This is a genomic window from Streptomyces sp. NPDC031210, from assembly GCF_055570395.1.
Map to the genome: position 1 here is coordinate 470,889 of NZ_JBVIHH010000001.1, position 20,829 is coordinate 491,717.

At 73.5% G+C, this 20,829-nt stretch carries 15 protein-coding genes; 7 read left to right on the forward strand and 8 right to left on the reverse strand.

From position 1 onward, the window contains the following. Nucleotides 1-104: 104 nt before the first annotated feature. Nucleotides 105-1,340 (forward strand): alpha-lytic protease prodomain-containing protein, encoded by a 1,236-nt coding sequence (locus tag ACZ45Z_RS02225; RefSeq protein ID WP_468354612.1) that lies wholly within the window; start codon nt 105-107, stop codon nt 1,338-1,340. Nucleotides 1,341-1,398: 58 nt separating this feature from the next. Here the strand turns inward: ACZ45Z_RS02225 and ACZ45Z_RS02230 are convergent, their stop codons facing one another. Then, entirely contained in the window at nt 1,399-2,181 is a 783-nt protein-coding gene (locus tag ACZ45Z_RS02230) for a DeoR/GlpR family DNA-binding transcription regulator (RefSeq protein ID WP_468354614.1), read from the reverse strand. Between the two features lie 249 nt (nt 2,182-2,430). Here ACZ45Z_RS02230 and ACZ45Z_RS02235 point away from each other — a divergent pair, with 249 nt between their 5' ends. The 5 genes from ACZ45Z_RS02235 to ACZ45Z_RS02255 are packed head-to-tail and all read left to right on the forward strand — an operon-like array spanning nt 2,431 to nt 8,621. Continuing rightward, entirely contained in the window at nt 2,431-3,759 is a 1,329-nt protein-coding gene (locus tag ACZ45Z_RS02235) for an MFS transporter (protein WP_468354616.1), read from the forward strand. A gap of 13 nt (nt 3,760-3,772) precedes the next feature. Next, nucleotides 3,773-5,383 (forward strand): FGGY family carbohydrate kinase, encoded by a 1,611-nt coding sequence (locus tag ACZ45Z_RS02240; RefSeq protein ID WP_468354619.1) that lies wholly within the window; start codon nt 3,773-3,775, stop codon nt 5,381-5,383. Then, nucleotides 5,376-6,884 carry an FGGY-family carbohydrate kinase gene (locus tag ACZ45Z_RS02245; protein WP_468354622.1) on the forward strand — a complete coding sequence of 503 codons (1,509 nt, stop codon included), beginning with the start codon at nt 5,376-5,378 and terminating at the stop codon, nt 6,882-6,884. The genes ACZ45Z_RS02240 and ACZ45Z_RS02245 overlap by 8 nt, the downstream gene beginning before the upstream one ends. After that, nucleotides 6,881-7,507, forward strand: a complete 627-nt coding sequence (locus tag ACZ45Z_RS02250) for a histidine phosphatase family protein (RefSeq protein WP_468354625.1) — start codon at nt 6,881-6,883, stop codon at nt 7,505-7,507. The genes ACZ45Z_RS02245 and ACZ45Z_RS02250 overlap by 4 nt, the downstream gene beginning before the upstream one ends. Before the next feature lie 55 nt (nt 7,508-7,562). Continuing rightward, a complete protein-coding gene (locus tag ACZ45Z_RS02255; RefSeq protein WP_468354628.1) occupies nt 7,563-8,621 on the forward strand; it encodes a 2-hydroxyacid dehydrogenase in 1,059 nt (352 codons plus the stop codon). Nucleotides 8,622-8,715: 94 nt separating this feature from the next. Here ACZ45Z_RS02255 and lysX read toward each other — a convergent pair whose 3' ends face one another. Together lysX and ACZ45Z_RS02265 are read right to left on the reverse strand one after the other, a co-directional pair. Continuing rightward, nucleotides 8,716-12,030, reverse strand: a complete 3,315-nt coding sequence (gene lysX / locus ACZ45Z_RS02260; RefSeq protein ID WP_468354631.1) for a bifunctional lysylphosphatidylglycerol synthetase/lysine--tRNA ligase LysX — start codon at nt 12,028-12,030, stop codon at nt 8,716-8,718. A gap of 172 nt (nt 12,031-12,202) precedes the next feature. Next, nucleotides 12,203-12,727, reverse strand: coding sequence for an Ig-like domain-containing protein (locus ACZ45Z_RS02265; RefSeq protein ID WP_468354634.1), 525 nt, complete (start codon nt 12,725-12,727; stop codon nt 12,203-12,205). 268 nt (nt 12,728-12,995) lie between these two features. On the opposite strand from ACZ45Z_RS02265, the gene ACZ45Z_RS02270 reads away from it, so the two are divergent. Next, entirely contained in the window at nt 12,996-13,190 is a 195-nt protein-coding gene (locus ACZ45Z_RS02270; protein WP_468354637.1) for a hypothetical protein, read from the forward strand. Nucleotides 13,191-13,221: 31 nt separating this feature from the next. On the opposite strand, the gene ACZ45Z_RS02275 is transcribed toward ACZ45Z_RS02270, so the two are convergent. The 5 genes from ACZ45Z_RS02275 to xylB form a co-directional block, all read right to left on the reverse strand. Then, nucleotides 13,222-14,463, reverse strand: a complete 1,242-nt coding sequence (locus tag ACZ45Z_RS02275) for a phosphodiester glycosidase family protein (RefSeq protein ID WP_468354640.1) — start codon at nt 14,461-14,463, stop codon at nt 13,222-13,224. 329 nt (nt 14,464-14,792) lie between these two features. Then, nucleotides 14,793-16,208: a family 2B encapsulin nanocompartment shell protein gene (locus ACZ45Z_RS02280; protein WP_468354643.1), complete on the reverse strand. Its 1,416-nt coding sequence runs from the start codon at nt 16,206-16,208 to the stop codon at nt 14,793-14,795. A gap of 123 nt (nt 16,209-16,331) precedes the next feature. Continuing rightward, nucleotides 16,332-17,741 (reverse strand): family 2B encapsulin nanocompartment shell protein, encoded by a 1,410-nt coding sequence (locus ACZ45Z_RS02285; protein WP_468354645.1) that lies wholly within the window; start codon nt 17,739-17,741, stop codon nt 16,332-16,334. Between the two features lie 167 nt (nt 17,742-17,908). Continuing rightward, nucleotides 17,909-19,180, reverse strand: a complete 1,272-nt coding sequence (locus ACZ45Z_RS02290) for an ROK family protein (protein ID WP_468354648.1) — start codon at nt 19,178-19,180, stop codon at nt 17,909-17,911. A gap of 148 nt (nt 19,181-19,328) precedes the next feature. Next, entirely contained in the window at nt 19,329-20,759 is a 1,431-nt protein-coding gene (xylB, locus tag ACZ45Z_RS02295; RefSeq protein ID WP_468354650.1) for a xylulokinase, read from the reverse strand. Between the last annotated feature and the right edge of the window lie 70 nt (nt 20,760-20,829).

A 20,829-nucleotide genomic window follows, 5' to 3' on the forward strand; every position in this document is an offset into this window, starting at 1 on the left:
CAGGCCATGATGCGGGAGATCTCCGCCGAGCCGTACGCGGCGGGGTCGAGCAGGCTCGACACGCCGGATCCGACGTGCACTCGACCCCGCGAGGAGATCCCCCGATGCGACGCCGCACCCGTAAGGCCGCTCTCTGGGGCGTGACCGTGACCGCCGTCCTGGCGGCCGTCATCCCGCTCAGCCCGGCGCAGGCCGCGCCGCGGCCCGACGATCCGGCGCCCCAGCCCTCGCCGCGCGGCATGCTCGACGCGATGCGCCGCGACCTGCGGCTGACGCCGGGCCAGGCGCGCGTCCGCCTCGCGCAGGAGGCCGAGGCGCAGCGTACGGCCGTCGCGGTGCGCCGGGCGCTCAGCGCGCCGCCCGCCGGAATGTGGTTCGACAAGGCGACCGGCAAGCTCGTCGTCGCGGTGACCGGCGCCGGCGACGCGGAGCGCGTACGACGGGCCGGCGCGCTGCCCAGAACGGTTCCGCACAGACGGGCCGAGCTCACCGCACTGGTGCGGCAGATCGCGGAGCGGGCCGGTGACGGCGTGCCGGGAGTGACCGGCTGGGGCGTGGACGAGCGGACCAACGGCGTGGTGATCCGCGTCGACCGGACGGCCCGGACCGCTCGCACCGATGCCTTCGAGCGGACCGCGGCGGGTCTGGCGGCGCGCGCCGGCATCCCCCTGCGGGTGGAGCGCGGGAAGGGCTCGCCGCGCCAGCAGGGCGGGGAGATCGTGGGCGGCGAGAAGTGGATGCCGGGCCGGGACGGCATCTGCTCCATCGGCTTCTCGGTGACCGGCGCCGCCGGCTACCAGGGCTTCCTGACGGCCGGCCACTGCACCCACACGCCCGACCAGGCCGCGTTCGGCAAGGACGGCAGCCGGGTCGGCACCTCCAACGAGGGCGGTCGGCACAGCGTCAACGGCGCCGAGGGCGACTTCGGCCTGGTCGGCGTCGACCAGCCGGGCTGGACGCTGAGCCCGAACGTGGCGGGCCGGGGCGGTGCGCCCGTCGCCGTCACGGGGTTCACGGAGGGCGTGGTGGGCATGTCCGTGTGCCGCTCCGGGCAGAGCAGCGGCTGGCACTGCGGCGAGATCACCCGGACCGACCAGACCGTCGACTACGGCAGCACGGTCGTCGAGGGCCTGTCCTACACCGACGCCTGCTCCGCGCCCGGCGATTCGGGCGGCTCCTACGTCACGCAGCCCGGCACGCCCAAGGCGGTCGGGCTGCACTCCGGCGGAGGCACCACCACCTGCGACGACGCCGACGACGACGAGACCCTCACCATCTTCCAGCCGGTCGGCGAGGCCCTGGCGAAGTGGGATCTGACGCTGCGCACGAACGCCGCCTGACCGGCCCGCCACCAGGGGCCGGGCGGGACCTCGCAGCCGGGCCCCCGCCCGCCGCCGCTCAGCCGCGGCCGGGCACCACCATCACCTCGGTGCCGCCCGCCCGCACCGCCCGGACCTGCTCCGCCGCCAGCCCGTCGTCGACGATCAAGAGGTCGAAGGCGGTCAGCGGCGCCAGCGCGTACAGCCCGTCCTTGGTGAACTTGGTGTGGTCGGCGACCAGCACACTGCGCGCCGCGCTCTCCATCATCGCCCGCTTGACCTGCACCGTCTCCGGCGAGGTGTGGTAGCAGCGGCCGTTGGTGACGGCCGTGGTGGAAAGGAACAGCACATCGGCGCGAAAGGCCCGCACCGCGTCCGCGGTGTGCAGGCCCATGAAGGCGTCGTAGGCGGGGAAGTAGGCGCCGCCCAGGGTGATCAGGGAGATCCCGGGCTCCTTGGCCAGGGTGGTGATCGCCGGGAGCGAGTTGGTGATCACCGTCAGCGGGGTGTGCTCGGCGACCTGGTGCGCCAGCAGCAGACACGTGGTGCTGTCGTCGAGCAGCACCGTCTGCCCGGGGACGAGCAGCGTCGCGGCGGCCCGCGCGAGCAACTGCTTGGTCTGCGCCATGGTCGTCATGCGTTCGGCGACGCTGCCGTGGAACTGCGCCGAGGGCAGCCCCGTCGCCCCGCCCCGCACCTTGCGCAGCCAGCCCTGCGCCTGGAGCGCGTCCAGATCGCGGTGCGCGGTCATCAGACTGACGTCGAATTCCGCGGCGAGGTCCGCGGTGCGCACGAACCCGCGGGCGATGACGGCGTCGCGCATGTTCCGCCGCCGTTCCTCCTGGGCCTCTACCCGGTCCATGGCACCGCTCCCTCGGACATCCTGCCGCGTCGGGCACGCGGCGCGGCGTGAACAGCCGCGTTATGTTCGCACGGAATTAACGTACCGCGAGCGGCGGGAGCGACGTCCGCGCCCGGCTCCGTCGCGACGCAACACGGCAGGTCGCCGCCCCGATGCGAAGAATACGACCGCCATTGACTGCCCTTTCGGCCCAGGGATTCCATCACCTCGTCCATCCCACCGGGCCGCCCCCCAGAAAGGGGAGCTTCGATGACGAACACTCCTCCGCGTTCGCTGATCACACGACTGGGCATACCGCCGACCCTCGCCTGGGGATACCTCGGGCTCCTCCTGTTCATGATCGGAGATGGGGTCGAATCCGGCTACCTCTCGCCGTACCTCGGCGACCAGGGCCTCTCCGAGCCCCGGGTCGCCCTGCTGTTCACCGTCTACGGAATCGCGGCCGGCGTCGCCGCCTGGCTCTCCGGCGTCCTGTCCGACCTGTGGGGCCCGCGCCGCGTCATGTGGGCCGGCCTGGGCATCTGGGGGGTCTTCCAGCTTCTCTTCCTGGTCGTGGCCCTCCCCACGACCAGCTACCCGCTGATGATGACGGCCTACGGACTGCGCGGCCTGGGCTATCCGCTGTTCGCCTACGGATTCCTGGTCTGGATCGCCGGCGTCGCCCCCCGCGCCCGGCTCGGCACGGCCATGGGATGGTTCTGGTTCGCCTTCACCGGCGGCCTGCCCACGCTCGGCTCCCTCGTCGCCAGCGGCCTCATCCCGCGGATCGGTTCCTACGCCACCCTGTGGGCGGCGCTGGCCCTGGTGGCCGCGGGCGGCCTGATCGCCCTGCTGCTCGTACGGGACGAGCGGGGCGCCAAGCGGGCGGTGCCCGACGGCGAGGGCCCGCTCGCCACACTCGTCGGCAGCCTCACCATCTTGTGGCGCAATCCGCGGGTGGGCGTCGGCTCCGCCGTCCGGGTCATCAACACCGCCTCGCAGTTCGGCTTCTTCGTGATCATGCCGCTGCACTTCACCAGAACCGTCGGCTTCAGCCTCACGCAGTGGCTGCACCTGCTCAGCGCGATGTTCGCCACCAACATCTTCGCCAACCTGCTGTTCGGCGTGATCGGCGACCGGTTCGGCTGGCGGCGCACCATCGCCTGGTTCGGCGGCGCCGGCTGCACCCTGAGCACCCTCCTGCTGTACTACGTCCCCACCGCCGCGGGCGCCGACTTCCCGCTCGCCCTGGTGGTCGCCGCCTTCTACGGAGCTACGCTGGCGGGGTATGTACCGCTTTCGGCCCTGGTGCCTTCCCTGGAGCCGCGGCACAAGGGTCAGGCGCTGGCCGCGCTCAACCTCGGCGCGGGCGCCAGCACCTTCGTCGGTCCCGCCGTCGTCGCCGCCTTCGTCGGGCCGCTCGGCGTCGAAGGGGTCGTCTGGATCTTCGCCGGGATGTACGCGGTGAGCACCGTGCTCGCCTTCTTCCTGAAGCTGCCCGACGAGCGGGAGACGCCGGCGGACGCGGACGGCGCCGGCGCGCGGCGCGGCGAGGCCCCCGAGGACAACGCGCCCACCGCGGCCCCGGCCCCGGCGTGAAAGGACCCCACTGATGTCCGTACTGACCATCGACGTCGGCACCACGGTGATCAAGTCGGTCGTCTTCGACGACCAGGGCACCGAGATCGCCGTGTCCCGGCAGGCCACCGAGGTCCATCGGCCGCACCCCGGCTGGGCGGAGCAGGACATGGAGGCGGTCTGGAACGCCGTCGTCTTCACCGTCCGCAGCGTCCTGACCGAGCTGACCGACCCCGTCTGGCTGGTGTCCTTCACCGCCCAGGGCGACGGCGCCTGGCTCGTCGACGACCGCGGCCGCCCCACCGGCCCCGCCCTCTTGTGGTCCGACGGGCGGGCCGGGGAACTGCTCACCGCCTGGCAGCGCGAGGGCATTCTCGAAGCCGCCTTCCGCCGCAACGGCTCCCTCACCTGCGCCGGCATGCCCAACGCCCTCTTCGCCTGGCTCGCCGCCCACGACCCGGACCGCCTGGCCCGCTCCACCACCTGCCTCACCGCCGCCGGCTGGCTCTTCCTGCGCCTGACCGGAGTGCGCGCCACCGACGAATCCGACGCCTCCGCGCCCTTCCTCGACCACGCCACCGGCGACTACGACCCGTACATCCTCGACCTGTTCGGCCTCGGCGCGTACGCCCGGCTGCTGCCGACCGTGCTGGGGGAGTCGGAGCGGATCGCCGAGATCACCGGGGAGGCCGCCGGGCAACTGGGCCTGCCCGCCGGACTGCCCGTCGTGATGGCCCCGTACGACATCGCCTCCACCGCCCGCGGTGTCGGCGTGGTCAACCCCGGCCAGGCGTGCGCCATCCTCGGCACCACCCTGTGCACCGAAATCGTCCGGACCGAGATCGACACCGGCGGCGAACCGGCCGGCGTCAACATCGCCTATCGCGGCCGCGAACGGGTGCTGCGCGCCTTCCCCACCCTCAACGGGGCCGAGGTGCTCTGCTGGGCGGCGCGCACCCTGGACGTGGCCGGCCCCCCGGAGCTGGCGGAGCTGGCCTTCCGGTCGGAGCCGGGCGCCCACGGCCTGCTGTTCCTGCCCTACCTCTCCCCGGCGGGCGAGCGCGCGCCGTTCCTCGACCCGGCCGCCCGCGGCTCCTTCTGGGGCCTGTCCCTGGAGCACTCGCGCGCCGACATGGCCCGCGCCGTCTTCGACGGGCTCTCCCTCGTCCTGCGGGACTCACTCGCCGCCGCCCGCACGGACATCACCGAACTGCGGCTGTGCGGCGGCGGCGCGAACAGCGACGCGTGGTGCGCGCTGATCGCCGACGCGACAGGCGTGCCGACCGCCCGCTCCGGCGACACCGAACTGGGCGCCAAGGGCGCCTTCCTCACCGGCCTGGTCCGCTCCGGCGCCGAGACCAGCATGCACACCGCGGCCGCCAAGTACGTCCGGATGCAGCGCAGTTGGGATCCCGACCCGGAACGCGCCCAGTTCTACACCGCGCTCTACGACGACTTCCTCGGCCGGCGGGCCCTCGCCCGCGAGGCCGGCTGGCGGGGCGGCGCCGTCTGGCGGGGGAGCGGCACGGCGGGGCCGGCCGGGGCGCCCGCGGAGCCGGAAGCGGGCGACCCGCGGACGCCCGAATCCGCCGCCCACCTCTGCGCGACCCCCGCCACCCCCGCCGCCGGAGGCCACCGTGTCTGACGCCCGCGACACCGCCACCACCCTCGACGGCATCTGGCTCGGCCTCGACCTCGGCACCCAGAGCGCCCGCTGCGTCGCCGTCGACGGCACCGGCCAGGTCCTGGCCACCGCCGCCCGCCCGCTGACCAGCCGGCGCGACGGCAAACGCCATGAACAGGACCCCGAACAGTGGTGGACCGCCCTGTCCGCCGCCTGCCGGGAAGCCCTGGCCGGACTCGACCCCCGCCGCGTCCGCGGACTGGCGGTGGACGGCACCTCCGGGACCATCCTGCTCGCCGACGCCGAAGGCACCCCGCTCACCCCGGGCCTGATGTACGACGACGGGCGCGCCGCCGGCCAGGCCGCGGCCGTCAACGAGGCCGGGGGAGCCGTCTGGCGGGAGCTGGGCTACCGCAGCATGCAGCCGTCCTGGGCACTGCCCAAACTCCGCTGGCTCCTGGACCACGCGGCCAACGACGGCCCGCCGGCCGGGGCGCGGCTGCTGCACCAGGTCGACCTGATCACCTGGCGGCTGACCGGGCACCAGGTACCCAGCGACGCCAGCCACGCCCTCAAGACCGGCTACCACCTCGTGGAGGAACGCTGGCCGCGCGAGGTGATGGCCGAACTGGGCGTTCCCGACAGGCTGTTGCCCGACGTCGTACGGCCCGGCAGCGTGCTCGGCACCGTCTGCGCGGGCGCCGCCGACGCCACCGGCATCCCCCGGGGCACCACCGTCGTCGCCGGCATGACCGACGGCTGCGCCGCCCAGATCGGCGCCGGCGCCCTCGCCCCGGGCGCCTGGAACTCCGTACTCGGCACCACGCTCGTCCTCAAGGGCAGCAGCCCCCACCTGGTCCGCGACCCGGCCGGCGTCGTCTACTGCCACCGCGGACCGGACGGCGACTGGCTGCCGGGCGGCGCGTCCGGCAGCGGCGCGGGCGCCCTCGCCCGGCACTTCCCCGGCGAGGACCTCGACGCCCTCACCCGCCAGGCCGCCGCCCTCGACGCGGACGCCGTCGCCTACCCCCTGGTCTCCACCGGCGGCGAACGCTTCCCCTTCCGCGCCCCCGACGCCGAGCCCTTCCTCCTGGGCCACGCCCCCACCCGCGCCGCCGAGTTCCACGCCTACCTGCTCGGCGTGGCCTGCCTGGAGCGGCTCTGCCTCGACTACCTCGACCATCTCGGCGCCCCCGTCGACGGGCCGCTCACCCTCACCGGCGGCGGCGCCCGCAACGCCTACTGGTGCCAACTGCGCGCCGACGTCCTCGGCCGCCCGGTACGCCTGCCCGAACAGGCCGAGGGCGCCCTCGGCATGGCCGTCCTCGCCGCGACCTCCTCCGGTACCGGCCTCCAGCAGGCCGCCGCCGCGATGGTCCGCGTCCGCGAGGAGATCCGGCCCGCACCGGAGCGCACCGCCCGCTACACCCCCGCCTACCTCCGCTTCACCGACGAACTCACCCGCCGCGGCTGGCTCGACCAGGCCGTCGCCGACCACGCCCGCAGGAGGGCCGCGCAGTGACCGACTTCATCCTCGTACGCCACGGCGAGACCGTCTGGCACGCGGAGAACCGCTACGCCGGGCGCACCGACGTGGCGCTGACCGAGCGCGGCCGCGAGCAGGCCGGGGCGCTCGCCGCCTGGGCCGCCACCGCCGGCCTCACCGCCGTCTGGAGCTCCCCGCTCTCGCGCGCCCACCTCACCGCCGTGCCCGCCGCCGACGCCTGCGGCCTCATCCCCCGCATCGACGACCGCCTCTACGAGCTCGACTTCGGCCAGGGCGAGGGCCTGACCCGCGACGAGATGCGCCAGCGCTTTCCCGGCCGGCTGGCCGACTTCCTCGCCGACCCGGTCGCCGGCCACCTGCCCGACGGCGAGCACCCCCGGCAGGCCGCCGAACGCGCCGCCGCCTGCCTGGCCGACATCGCCCGCGACCAGCCCGACGGCCGCGTGCTCGTCGTCGCCCACTCCACCCTTCTGCGGGTCCTGCTCTGCCACCTGCTGGGCATCCCGCTCGCCGACTACCGCCGGGTCTTCCCCCAGTTGCACAACGGCGCGCTCAACGAGATCCGGGTGGAGCACGGCCGGACCGCCCTGATGAGCTTCAACGCCCCGGCGGTGGCCGCCGCCACCGCCCTGCGCTGACCCCGCGACACCCGCCCCCACGCCCGCCCCGCACCACCACTCGCTGGAGAGACACATGACCGTCGCCGTCCTCGCCGCCGGCAACCACTTCATCCGCCCGGGCCTGTTCACCGAGGCCGTGCGCCGGGCCGCCGGGGACACCCCACTTGAGGTGCGCGAGCTCCAATACCCATGGCCCCACACGCCGTTCGGCCCGGTCGCCGAGGTCATCGAGGCATCCGGCAGCGAGGAGGAGATGATCGAGGCGCTCCGCGGCGTCGAGATCTGCCTCACCGAGCACGGCCCGCTCACCGAACGCGTCCTCGCCCACTGCCCCGACCTCAAGCTGTTCTGCACCAGCCGCGGCGGCCCGGTCAACGTCAACCTCGAAGCCGCCACGCGGCACGGCGTCGCCGTCTGCCACGCCCCCGGCCGCAACGCCACCGCCACCGCCGAACACACCCTCACCCTGATGCTCGCCGCCGCCCGCGGCGTCGGCGACACCCACACCGACCTGCGCAGGGGGGTCTGGCGCGGCGACTACTACGACTACGACAACTGCGGCATCGAGATCGCCGGCGCCACCGTCGGCCTGATCGGCTTCGGCGCCATCGGCAGCCGCGTCGCCAAGGTCCTGAACGCCATGGGCGCCACCGTCCTCGTGCACGACCCATACGTACGGCCCGAGGCCCTGGCCGGCGTCGCCGAGCAGGTCGGCCTGGACGAGCTCCTGCGCCGCTCGCGTGTCGTCTCGCTGCACGCCCGGGTCACCGAGGAGACCAAGGGCATGATCGGCCGCGCGCAGATCGCCGCGATGCCGCGCGGCTCCGTCCTGGTCAACTGCGCCCGCGGCGCCCTGCTCGACTACGACGCCGCCTGCGACGCGCTGGAGTCCGGGCAGCTCGCCGGCGCCGGCTTCGACGTCTTCCCCGAGGAGCCGCTGCCCGCCGGCTCCCGGCTGCTGACCGCCCCCGGTGTCGTCCTCACCCCGCACATCGCGGGCGGCAGCCAGGAGGTCGCGCACAAGGCGGCCCGCATCGTCGCCGAGGAGGCCGGCCGCTACCTGCGCGGCGAGCCGTTGGCGCACTGCGCCAACCCCGAGGTCCTCGAAGGCGTCGCGGCCGGCCGCGGCTGACCCGGGCCACCACGGCGGAAAGTCCGGGAAAGACCGGAAAGGCCGGAAGGGGATGCCCCTTCCGGCCTTTGCCGTACGTGCGCGTCCACCGCCCCTAGCGCCGCCGCACCAGCGGGAACGGCAGCGTCTCGCGGATCGACAGGCCGGTGAGGAACATGACCAGCCGGTCCACGCCGATGCCCAGACCACCCGTCGGCGGCATCGCGTACTCCAGGGCCTGGAGGAAGTCCTCGTCCAGCTCCATCGCCTCCACGTCACCGCCGGCCGCCAGCAGCGACTGCGCCGTCAGTCGCCGGCGCTGCTCCACCGGATCGGTCAACTCCGAATAGGCGGTGCCCAGTTCGGTGCCGAACGCGACCAGGTCCCAGCGCTCGGCGAGCCGCGGATCGCGGCGGTGCTGACGGGTCAGCGGCGAGACGTCGGTGGGGAAGTCCTTGTAGAAGGTCGGCAGCGTGGTCTTCTCCTCCACCAGCCGCTCGTACATCTCCAGCACGATGTCCCCGCGGCCCATCTCCGGCTTCACCGGCACCGACGAGGCGTGGCACAGCCGCCGCAGCACGTCCGGGCCGGTGTCCGCGTCGACCTCCTCGCCCAGCGCCTCCGAAATGGCGCCGTAGACGGTCTTGACCGGCCACAGGCCCGAGATGTCGTGCTCGACCAGCCGCCCGTTCGCGTCCGCCTTGCGGGCGGTGGCGCTGCCGAACGCGGCGACCGCCGCGCCCTGGATCAGCTCCCGGGTCAGATCGAGCATCACGTCGTAGTCGGCGAACGCCTGGTACGCCTCCAGCATCGTGAACTCGGGGTTGTGCTTGTAGGAGATGCCCTCGTTGCGGAACGTCCGCCCCATCTCGAAGACCTTCTCCATACCGCCGACGCACAGCCGCTTGAGATACAGCTCCGGCGCGATCCGCAGATACAGGTCGAGGTCGTAGGCGTTGATGTGGGTGTGGAACGGGCGGGCGTTGGCGCCACCGTGGATCTGCTGGAGCATCGGCGTCTCGACCTCCAGGTAACCGCGGTCGATCAGGCCCTGGCGCAGCGCCTGCACGGCCGTGCTGCGGGCCCGTACGGTCTCCCGCGCGTCCGGCGAGACGACCAGGTCCACATAGCGCTGGCGGACCTTGGCCTCCGGGTCGGACAGGCCGCGCCGCTTGTCCGGGAGGGGACGCAGGCACTTGGCCGTCAGCCGCCAACCGGTCACGAACACTGTCAGCTCGCCGCGGTCGCTCGCGCCGACCTCGCCCTCGGCCTCCACATGGTCACCAAGGTCGATGTCCGCGCCGAAGCGTTCCAGGAGTTCGGTGCCGCTGCCGTCGCGGGTCAGCGCGATCTGCAGATCGCCGGACCAGTCCCGCAGCACCGCGAAGAGCACACCGCCGTGGTCACGGGTGAGCAGCACCCGCCCGGCGACGCTCACGGTCTTGCCGGTACGGGCCCCCGGCGCGAGGTCGGGCTGCTCGCCGCGCACCTCGCCGAGGGTGTGCGTACGCCGCACGCCCACCGGGTACGGGTCGACGCCGTCCTCCCGCAGCCGCTCCAGCTTGCGGTGGCGCACCCGTACCTGCTCGGGCAGCGCGGCCAGCTCCCGCTCGTGCCGCTCCTCCTCGGTGGCCGGCGTCCCCACCAGGCCCAGTTCGTGCAGCGAGGGCAGACCCGCGGTGCTCGCCGGCGCCAGCACCCGCTTCTTGTGCCCCTTGCCCCACAGCTTGCCCAGGCTCGGCACGGCCACGAAGCCCTCGGCGATACCGGACGCCAGGCCGATGCGGGCCAGCGCGCCGGCGTCCGCGTAGCACAGGAACCGCGGATACCACTCGGGGTTGTACTTGGCGTTGGAGCGGTAGAGGGCCTCCAGTTGCCACCACTTGGAGAAGAACAGCAGCAGTCGGCGCCAGAACTTCAGCACCGGGCCCGCGCCGATCCGCGCGCCCTCTTCGAAGGCGGACCGGAAGACCGCGAAGTTCAGCGAGATGCGGCGCACTCCGAGCTGACCGGCCTGCGCGCACAGTTGGGCGACCATGAACTCCATGACGCCGTTGGGCGCGCTGCGGTCGCGGCGCATCACATCCAGCGAGATGCCGTCGTTGCCCCACGGCACGAACGACAGCAGCGCGATCATCTTGCCGTCGCCGTCGAACGCCTCCGCCAGCAGGCAGTCCCCGTCCTCGGGGTCGCCCAGCCGGTCCAGCGCCATCGAGAAGCCGCGCTCGGTCTCGGTGTCGCGCCAGGCGTCCGCGCGGTGGATGACCTCCTGCATCTCCTCGTCGGACAGCGCGGAGTGCCGGCGCACGCGGAAGGTGGCGCCGGTGCGCTGCACACGGTTGACGGCCTGCCGGGTCACCCGCATCTCGCGGCCGTCCAGGTCGAAGCCCGCCACGTGCAGGATCGCCTCGTCGCCGAGTTGCAGCGCGCCCAGCCCGCAGCGGGCGAACGCCTTGGCGCCGTCCTCGCTCGCGCCCATGACGGCGGGCTGCCAGCCGTAGCGCCCGGCGACCTCCAGCCACGCCTCGATGGCCGGCGTCCACGCCTCGCGGTCGCCGACCGGGTCGCCGCTGGCCAGGCAGACGCCGGCCTCGACGCGGTAGGTGACGGCCGCCTTGCCGCTGGGGGAGAAGACCACGGCCTTGTCGCGGCGGGTGGCGAAGTAGCCGAGCGAGTCCTGGCTGCCGTAACGGGCCAGCAGCGCCCGGATACGGGCCTCCTCGTCACCGTGCAGCGCGGCCTCCATGCGCTGCGAACGGAACAGCGTGGCGGCGGCGTTCAGCAGCGCCAGCGCGCCGAGCAGACCCAGGACGGTGATGATCCAGTGCGGCGGATGCCCCTCGACCAGACGGCCGCCGACCAGGCCGCCGCAGACACGATTGGCGGCCCACAGCAGGCGGTTGGCGCCGCCGGCCTCCAGCGAGCCGGGGGCGAGCGCGACCAGTCCCCAGCCGATCAGGACCGCGACGACGAGTCCGGCGGCCAGCACCAGCGCGGCCCGCAGGAACGCACCGCGCCGGGTGATGGCGTAGAACTCGCGGTGCGAGACGACCAGCAGCACCAGTGCCCCGGTGCACAGCACCAGGGAGGCGGCGAACTCCCAGTAGCCCTCGGCGAGGAACAGCGCGTCGGCCAGCGTGACCAGGAGCATGTAAACTACAACGAACCACAGGGCGACGCGTTTGCGCGCCGTCATGGCCGCGGCCAGCAGGAAAAGGAACGCCGCGTAGGCGAAGTTCGGTGCCACGGGGATGGTAAGGGTGTCCAGCCAGTAGATCACCGGATGGAGCCAGCGCCGCAACGGCCCGAACAGCGCCGTCAGGGCGCAGAACAGCCCCAGCGCGCTGAAGATGATGGCGAAGCCATTGGGGACACGCCGCCGGAAGCGCTGCCACCCGGTGAGTTGATCCTGGTCCTGCACGGTGCTCATTCCGTCACATTAGGCTCTGAAGGTCGTCAGTTGCTCGATGGAAGGGCGCTCTTCGTCGCCACCCGGTCCGGTCGACCATCCGGTCTCCGATCCCGTCGGCTTCGTCGGCATTCCCTCTCACGGAGGAACCGGTGACCTCGAACGGGTCACCCACCGGGACTTTGCCATACAGTCAGCCCGCGTCCGCATCGGTCGTCCCGCCCCGACCCCCGCCGTCGCCGATCCGTCCCACCTTGTCCCGGACGGCGCCCCGCGCTCCGGAGTGGAACCGAAGCTCGTCGATCGTCCCCGCCTTCGCTGTGGTCACCGACTCCTTGGCCTCGCCGGTCGTCCCCCGTGCGTTCCTCGTCCGCGCCAGCACGCTGTATCTGGTGTCCGGTCCGGCCCTCGCACGCGAGGTCCAGACCGTGCCGCCCTTCCCGAGCCGGCCGGCCAGGCGCCGGCCCCTGGGGTCGGTGACCGTCACCTCGGTCAGCACGCCGTCGGCGGCCGACACCCTGAGCCGGTCGCCCGCCCGCACGGTCCCGGCGCCGTTCGCCGCCCCCAGCTCGACCGCCACCGGGCCGCCCCTGGGCGCCGACGCCGCGCTGCCGCCGCACCCGGACAGCGCGCCGATGCCGGCCAGCGCGACCAGCGCGAGGGCGGCGCGCGGCGACCGGACGGGGCCCGGGTGGCGGGCGAGGGAGGACTGGCTCATCTGCGGGCTTTCGGTCGGCGGTGCGGATGCGGGGGCGGGACCGGCCGCCGGGGCCGGGCGGCGTGGGTGCCGGCCGCTAAGACGGCCAATCCCCCGGCGCCGTTGCGGGGAGCAAAGTGATCCACGTCACCACCCCGCCGCCGGCCGGCCCGGTGACCCGCAGTGATCACCTGATCGGAGCACCCCGACTCCCACCGGACATACCCCGAAATGCGCCAAACTGGCCGCCCATTGCCGTCCGTTCGGGCGGCGGTCGAGGAGGTCCCCCATGGCTATTTCCATCTCGGTCGTCCTACTGCTCCTGATTTTGACCGTGATCTTCCTGCGCAGCGGAAAGCTCAAGTTCTCGCACGCCCTGGTATGCGCGCTGCTCGGCTTCTACCTCGCCGGCAGCAGCCTCGCCCCCGATATCCACAACGGCCTCGCCGGCGCCGCCGACGTCGTGAGCAGCGTGCGCCCGTGACACCCACGGCCGGGTGGTGGCGCGGGCCCGCTCACAGGTCGGAGAAGACCCCGAGAGCGTTGGGCACCGGCCGTTCCGCGCCGCCCGACGGATGGTTGCGCACGGTGACCTCCTCGTCGTAGGGATCACCGGTGACGAGCGTCGAGGAGCCGCCACCGTCGAGATCCACCGCGTCCGTCACCCCCAGATCCGCCATCACCTCGGCCAGTTCGCGCACCGTCAGACCGGCCTGCCCGGCCGCACCGTCCAGCGCCATCAGATACAGCGACCGGCCGTCCGCGTCGGTCCCCGCCGCCGTACGCACCGCCGCGGTGACCGTGTCCAGGCCGTCGACCGGCCGGGCGTCCCGCACGAGGGGAAAGCCGCCGACCGCGCACAGCGGCGGCACGGAAGCACCGCTCACCAGGCGCGCCCGGACACTCACCGGCTCGCCGATCCGCAGCCCGCGCAGGTGCCGCGCCCCCTCCTCCCGGCCCACCAGCACCACGCTGCCCGCCGCGACCGAGCCGCCGCCCGGCCGCTGGGCGAGCGCCGTCACCCGGCCGTGCCGGACCGTGACCTCGGCGGTCTCCGCGCTGCACGGCGCCGCCCGGTCGGTGTCCGTACCGCAGGTCGCCCGCACCCGTGAGACCGGGCCCCATTCCTTGGTGTAAGCCCCGATGCCGTCGACCGGCAGCGCGTACTGATTGAGCCCGCGCAGCGGCAGCGGTCCCGCCGCCGTCCGCACCGTGCCGCGCAGCGTGAGCCGGTCGAGCCGGGCCCGGCGGTCGTGTCCCACCGTGAGGACGTCCTCGGTGCTCGCGCCGGGCGGCATCGCCGGACCGAACCGCTGCCCGTCCGGCACCGCGCCCTTCAGCCGCCGCCCCGAGGCGATCGCCGGGCCGACGGGGGCGCCGGTCGGCTCGACACCCGGGTGCTGGGTCTCGGTGATGTTGAAGAAATCGCCGTTGACGGCGCCCACCGCCCCCCGGGCGGCGGCCAGTTGGGACACCGGTGACCGCGCGCCGACCGCCCCGGGATACAGCAGGTCCACCGAAACGCGAGGATCGGCCAGATCGGCGGTCAGCAGATGCCCGTGCGCGACGCCGCGCGCCACCGGCACCCAGAACTCCTCGTACGCCACACCGGGTGCCACCGGCACGGCTTGCGTGCGGAGGACCGACGCTTCCGCGGCCGTGGCCGGAGCCCCGCTCGCCACTCCCGCGCCGACCAGCACACTCCATGCCACCAGCGCGGTCAGGACCGCGCGCACCCGCCCGAATCGCCGCCTCACGATCCCCCCTGACCTCCCGTCCACTGTTCCAGGTGCCGAGGGCGCCCACTATGGCCCGGCGGTGTCATGAATCCGTACACGCGCCGAACGCTCGTCGTGTCCCGGTGTGACGCGTCATCAGGTCGGCGGCCGGTGGGGCTGGAGGGCCATGCCCTGCCCGGGTGTTCGGCACGGCCGAGGGGATGTTCGCGGCCCTTGAGGAGGGTCGTGGCGGTCGCAGGGGGCGGCGGCCGGTGCCGAGCGGCACCTGTTCGGCCGTCACCCGGCTGCCGCCCGACGGCCCTGGACCCCAGGCCGGCGGACGGCACCCGGGCGGTGGGCACCTCGGCTCAGTGGCCGATTTCCACGTCCTCCAGGACGCCCAGCGCGTCCGGCACCAGCACGGCCGCCGAATAGTAGGCGCTCACCAGGTAGTTGATGACGGCCTGGTCGTTGATGCCCATGAAACGCACCGAGAGGCCCGGCTGGTATTCGTCCGGAATACCGGTCTGATGCAGGCCGACCACGCCCTGGTTCTCCTCGCCGACCCGCATCGCCAGGATCGAGCTGGTCTGGTCCGGATTCACCGGGATCTTGTTGCACGGCAGCAGCGGAATGCCGCGCCAGGCGCGCACCGGCGTACCGTCGACCTCCGCCCCGGTCGGATAGATCCCGCGCGCGTTCCATTCCCGCCCGATCGCCGCGATCGTGCGCGGATGCGCCAGCAGGAACTGCGTCTTACGGCGCCGCGAGATCAGGTCGTCGAGGTCGTCCGGGGTCGGCGGGCCGCTACGGGTGTGCAGGCGCTGCTTGAGGTCGGCGTTGTGCAGCAGCCCGAACTCGCGGTTGTTGATCATTTCGTGTTCCTGGCGCTCGCGCAGCGCCTCCACGGTCAACCGGAGCTGCTGGTCCAACTGGTTCATCGGGTCGTTGTAAAGGTCCGCGACCCGCGAGTGGATCTTCAACACGGTCTGCGCGACGCTCAGTTCGTACTCCCGGGGCGCGCGTTCGTAGTCCACGAACGTGCCCGGCAGCTCCGGCTCGCCGACATGGCCGGAGGCGAGGTCGATGGCCGCCTCACCGTGCTTGTTCTGCGGCGGCACCAGCGCGGAGCGGAAACTCTCGATGTGCTCGCGCAGTGCCTCGGAGCGGCCGAGCACCTCCTCGTACGCGTCGCGCGCCAGTGTCAGGGCCGTGCCCCGGGTCACCGCCCGGACGGAGTGCTCCCACTGCGCGTCCTGTCCCAGCAGCGCCGCCTCGCCGAGCGCGTCACCGTCGGCGAGCACCCCCAGCACCGCCTCGTCGCCGTACTTGCCGGTGCCGAGCCGGTCCAGCTTGCCGTGCGCGATCAGGATGACCCGGTCCGCGGGCTGCCCCTGCTCGGCCAGGACGTCACCGGGGGCGAACTCGACCTGTTCGAACCGGTCGGCCAGGGCCTCCAGCGCCGGACCGTCCTCCAGGCCGCGCAGCGGCGCCATCTCCCGCAACTCCGCCGGGATCACCCGCACTTCCGCGCCCGTCGTGACGAACTCCACCCGCCCGTCGCCGAGCGTGTGCGTGAGCCGGCGGTTGACGCGGTAGGTGCCGCCGGAGACCTGTGTCCAGGGCAGGATCCGCAGCAGCCAGCGGGAGGAGATCCCCTGCATCTGCGGCACGGTCTTGGTGGTGGTCGCGAGCTTGCGCGCCGCCGATGTGTCCAGACTCGAACGGTCCTGCTGGATCTCGGAGGTCTGCGGGCCGGACGTCGGGTCCACCGATGTGGTCATGGAGAAAGCTCACCTGTTCTTGTCGGTGCTGGTGCTCGGACGTGCTGTGTGGCTGGGTGGTGCTTCAGTGCCGGAGCGCGGCATCCGGCCGTGCCGGACGAAGCGCCCCTCCCCGCGGCTTTTTCAGAGACCGATTTCCACGTCTTCCAGGACACCCAGCGCGTCCGGTACGAGAATCGCCGCCGAATAGTAGGCACTCACCAGATATTTGAGGACGGCCCGTTCGTCGATTCCCATATAACGGACCGAGAGGCTCGGCTCGTATTCGTCGGGAATTCCGCTGCGGTGCAGCCCGACCACACCCTGCTTTTCCTCGCCGGTGCGCAGCAGCAGAATGGAACTCGTCCGCTCCTTCGTCACCGGGATCTTGTTGCAGGGGAAAATCGGCACGCCGCGCCATGACGGCAGCGAATGCCCCATGAAGTCGACCGCCGTCGGATACAGCCCGCGCGCGCTGCACTCCCGCCCGATCGCGGCGATCGTCTTGGGATGGGCGAGCAGGAAGCCCGGGTCTTTCCAGACCGTCGCGAGCAGCTCGTCGAGGTCGTCGGGTGTGGGCGGGCCGCTGCGGGTGCGGATGCGCTGCTTGAGGTCGGCGTTGGGCAGCAGCCCGAACTCCCGATTGTTGATCATCTCGTGTTCCTGGCGCTCACGCAGCGCCTGGACGGTCAGCTTGAGCTGCTCCTCGACCTGGTTCATCGGGTCGTTGTAGAGGTCGCCGACCCTGGTGTGCGTACGCAGCACCGTCTGCGCCACGCTGAGTTCGTACTCGCGCGGCGACAGGTCGTAGTCCACGAACGTGCCGGGCAGGGACGGTTCGCCGTGGTGTCCGGCGGCGACCGCGACCGCCGATTCGCCGCTGGCGTTCGTCGGACGCGCCGGGCCCTGCCCGTCCGCCGAGAGGTGTGCGCGCAGCTCCGGCGAACGGTCGATGACCTCCTGCGCCGCCTGCCGGGGGAGCGTCATGACGGTCACCCGCGTCACCGCGCGGTAGCTGCACGGCCAGGTCCCGTCGGGTGAGGTGAGCGGCGCGTCGCCGAGGTGGTCGCCGCCGGCCAGCGCTTCGAGCACCGTCGCGTCGCCGTACTTGCCGGTCCCGACGCGGTCCACCCGGCCGTGTGCGATCAGCACCAGCCGGTCGACGGGGTGGCCGGCCTCGGCGATCAGCTCGCCGGGGGCGTATTCGGCTTGCGTGAACCGCTCGGCGAGCGCCCCGAGCACGTCGAGCCCGTCGAACTCCCGCAGCGCGGGGAGCTCGCGCAGCTCCTCGGGGATGATCGCCACCTCGGTGCCGGAGATGTCGAAATCGATCCGCCCGTCACCGACGGTGTGGACCAGCCGGCGGTTGACGCGGTACGTGCCGCCGGAAACCTGGACCCAGGGCAGCAGTCGGAGCAGCCATCGGGAGGTGATGCCCTGCATCTGCGGAGCGGTTTTGGTGGTGGTCGCCAAATTCCGCGCGGTGGCCGTGCTCAGGCTGGACCGCTGTCCCTCTTCAGCGCTTGCAGTTAACGTTTCTTCGGCAATCGTCACAAGCTCCGCCTATCTCGTCGTACGGTGCGGAAGCAAACGCCCGACCGCACCTTTGAGCACGTCCGGCGGCAGCCCGCGGTAGCGACGATAGTGGTGCGCTTTTTATCGGCACAATCACACGATAGAGTGGCATGGAAATCCCTTTCCGTGGAAAGGTTTAGTGGAATCTAGAGCGGGGGAGAGTGTGCCGGGATGCCGGCATTCAACGGGTCCTCCAAGACCGTGGCGAGCGCGGCGTGCGCGGCCCCCAGGAGCGGCCCGTCCGCGCCCAGCCCGGACACCCGCACCGACGGACCGGGCCGCCCGCCCGCCGCCCCGACGGCCGTACGCCGCGTCAGTTCCCGCTCCAGGGAAGGCATGACCCACGGCGCCAGCCCGGCCAGCGCCCCGCCGAGGACCACCGCCCGGGGATCGAGCAGATTCACCGCCCCGGCCAGCGCGATACCCAAAGCCGCGCCCGCCTCCTCCAGCGCGCGGACGGTGGCCGGGTCGCCGGCGGCGGCCCGGTGGGCGAGCAGCGCGATCCGGGCGCCGGGCCCCGGATGTTCGGCGGCCGCCCGCCCGGGCGTGAGCCCGGCGGCGCGCAGCACGGCCTCCTCGCCCGCGTACCCCTCCAGGCAGCCGCGCGCGCCGCAACCGCACACCCGGCCGTCCGGATGGACCGGTACGTGCCCCAACTCGCCCGCGAAACCCCTTACGCCTCGCAGCAGTTGACCGTCCACGACGATCGCGGCACCGATCCCGGCCTCCGCCGACACATGGAGGAAGTCCGGCGGCGGGGCGGACCCGTCCGCGCCACCGCCCAGTCGCAGCTCCGCCAGCGCGCCCAGATGCGCCTCGTTCTCGACGGTGAGGGGGAGGGGGCGGGGGAGCGGATCACCGAGGGCGGTGGCCAGGCCCGGGGCCAGATCCGCGTCCCGCCAGCCCAGATTGGGCGCGTGCACCACGGTCGCCGAACCACGGGCCACCAGGCCCGGAACCGCCACCGCCAGCCCGGCCGGCCACAGTCCGTCGGCCGCGATCTCCGCCGTCACCCGCGCGAGCAGCGCGGACAGCCGCCGCAGCACCGGGCCCGGAGCGCTGTGCCGGTTGGAGGTGTCGAGGGCGGCCCGTGCCCGGACCCGGCCGCGCAGGTCCACCGCGCACACGGCCAGATGATCGACGCCTATCTCCGCGCCGATCCCGGCCGGCCCCCGGTCGCTGACCGTCAGTTCGCTGCCCGGCCGGCCCCGGCCGCTGGGCGCCGCCCTCCCGGCCTCCACCAGCAGCCCGGCCCGCAGCAGCTCCTCGACGAGCGGAGCCACCCCGGCCCTGGTCAGCCCGATCAGCGCCGCGACGCCCGCCCGCGAGAGAGGACCGCGCGCGGCCACGGTGCGCAGCACCCTGGCCAGGTTGCGCCGTCGTATGCCGTGCTGGGTGTCGCCGCCGGACGCGGGCATGGTGGTCTCCTCGGGGCGGATGGCGGGGGTGGGGGTGGGGGTGGGCGTCGGGTATCGGTGTCGGCGTCGGGTTCCGGGTGTCGGATGTCGGCAGAAGTACGCGGCCGGGGCGGCCAAGGCGGCTTCGGGCGGACGGCCGCGGGCCGCGTCACCTCCGTAGCAGCGCCTGCCCGTCGGTCAGCGTCGCGGTCAGCCGCTCCCAGGCGGCGCCGTCCCGCTCCACCGCTTCGTACGTCTCGCCCCGCGCCGTCCCCCAGCGACGCGCCACCCCCGCCGGATCCGCACCCAGCAGCAGCCCGGCCGCCTGCGCCGCCGCGCCCAGCGCGACCAGCTCCCCGGCCCGCGGCACCACGACCGGTCGCCCCGACAGCCGGCGCACGGTGTCGCGCCAGGCCCCGCCGCGCGCGCCGCCGCCGATCAGCAGCAGCGGCGCATCGGGCCCGGCGTCCCGGTCCAGCACCCGCTCCAGGGCCCGCAACAGGGTGAACACCGCCCCGTCGTAGGCCGCCTGGAGCAGTTGGCCGGCCGTGGTGTCGTGCCGCAGCCCGTGCACCAGGCCGGAGGCGCCGGGCAGGTTCGGGGTGCGCTCGCCGTCCAGGAACGGCAGCAGCACCGCGCCGCCACCGGGCTCGACGGCCTCCCGGTCGCGCCCCAGCAGCGCCGCGATCCGGTCCACGGCGAGGGTGCAGTTCAGGGTGCAGGCGAGCGGCAGCCAGTCGCCGCGCGCGTCGGCGAACCCCGCGACGGTGCCGGTCGGGTCGGCGGGCCGGCGAGTGGAGACCGCGTAGGCCGTCCCCGAGGTGCCCAGGCTCAGCACCGGCTGTCCGGGGCGCAGGCCCAGGCCGAGCGCCGCCGCCATGTTGTCGCCGGTGCCGGCGGCGACCAGCGCGCCGCGCGGCACCGGCAGATCGCCGGACCGTACGGTGCCGGCCGCCTCGCCCGGCAGCGCGACCCGTGGCAGCGCCTCGGGGGCGAGGCCCACGTGCTCCAGGATCCGGCTGTCGTAGGACTCGGTGGACGACGCCCACCAGCCCGTCCCCGACGCGTCACCGCGGTCGGTGACGCCCTCGCCGGTCAACCGCTGGGTGAGATAGTCGTGCGGCAGGCGCACCGCGGTCGTCGCGGCGGCCGCCGCCGGCTCGTTCTCCCGCAGCCAGGCCCACTTGGCCACCGTGAACGCCGGCCCCGGCACACTCCCGACCTGCTCCGCCCAGACCCGCGCCCCGCCCAACTCCCCGATCAGCCGCTCGCTCTGGGCAGCGGGCCGTACGTCGTTCCACAGCAGCGCCGGGCGCACCGGCGCGCCGGCCGCGTCGAGCGTCACCAGGCCGTGCTGCTGGCCGGCCACGGACAGCGCGGTGGCCTGCCGGGCGGCGTCACCGCACTGGTGCAGCGCCTCGCCCAGCGCCCGCCACCACTGCGCGGGGTCGCTCTCCTTGCCCGCCCCGCCGCTGACGGTGTGCGGCGCCTGCCCGCGCGCCACGACCACGCCGGTTTCCGCGTCCACCACGAGCGTCTTGGTGGACTGGGTGGAGCTGTCCACCCCGACGACGAGCGGTCCCGCTGACTGTGCGCCCATCGTGCGCTCTCCTTCGGCGGCCGGTGTTGCGCTCCTGGTCCAGGGGGTTCCCCGGTGTGCTGCCGCATAT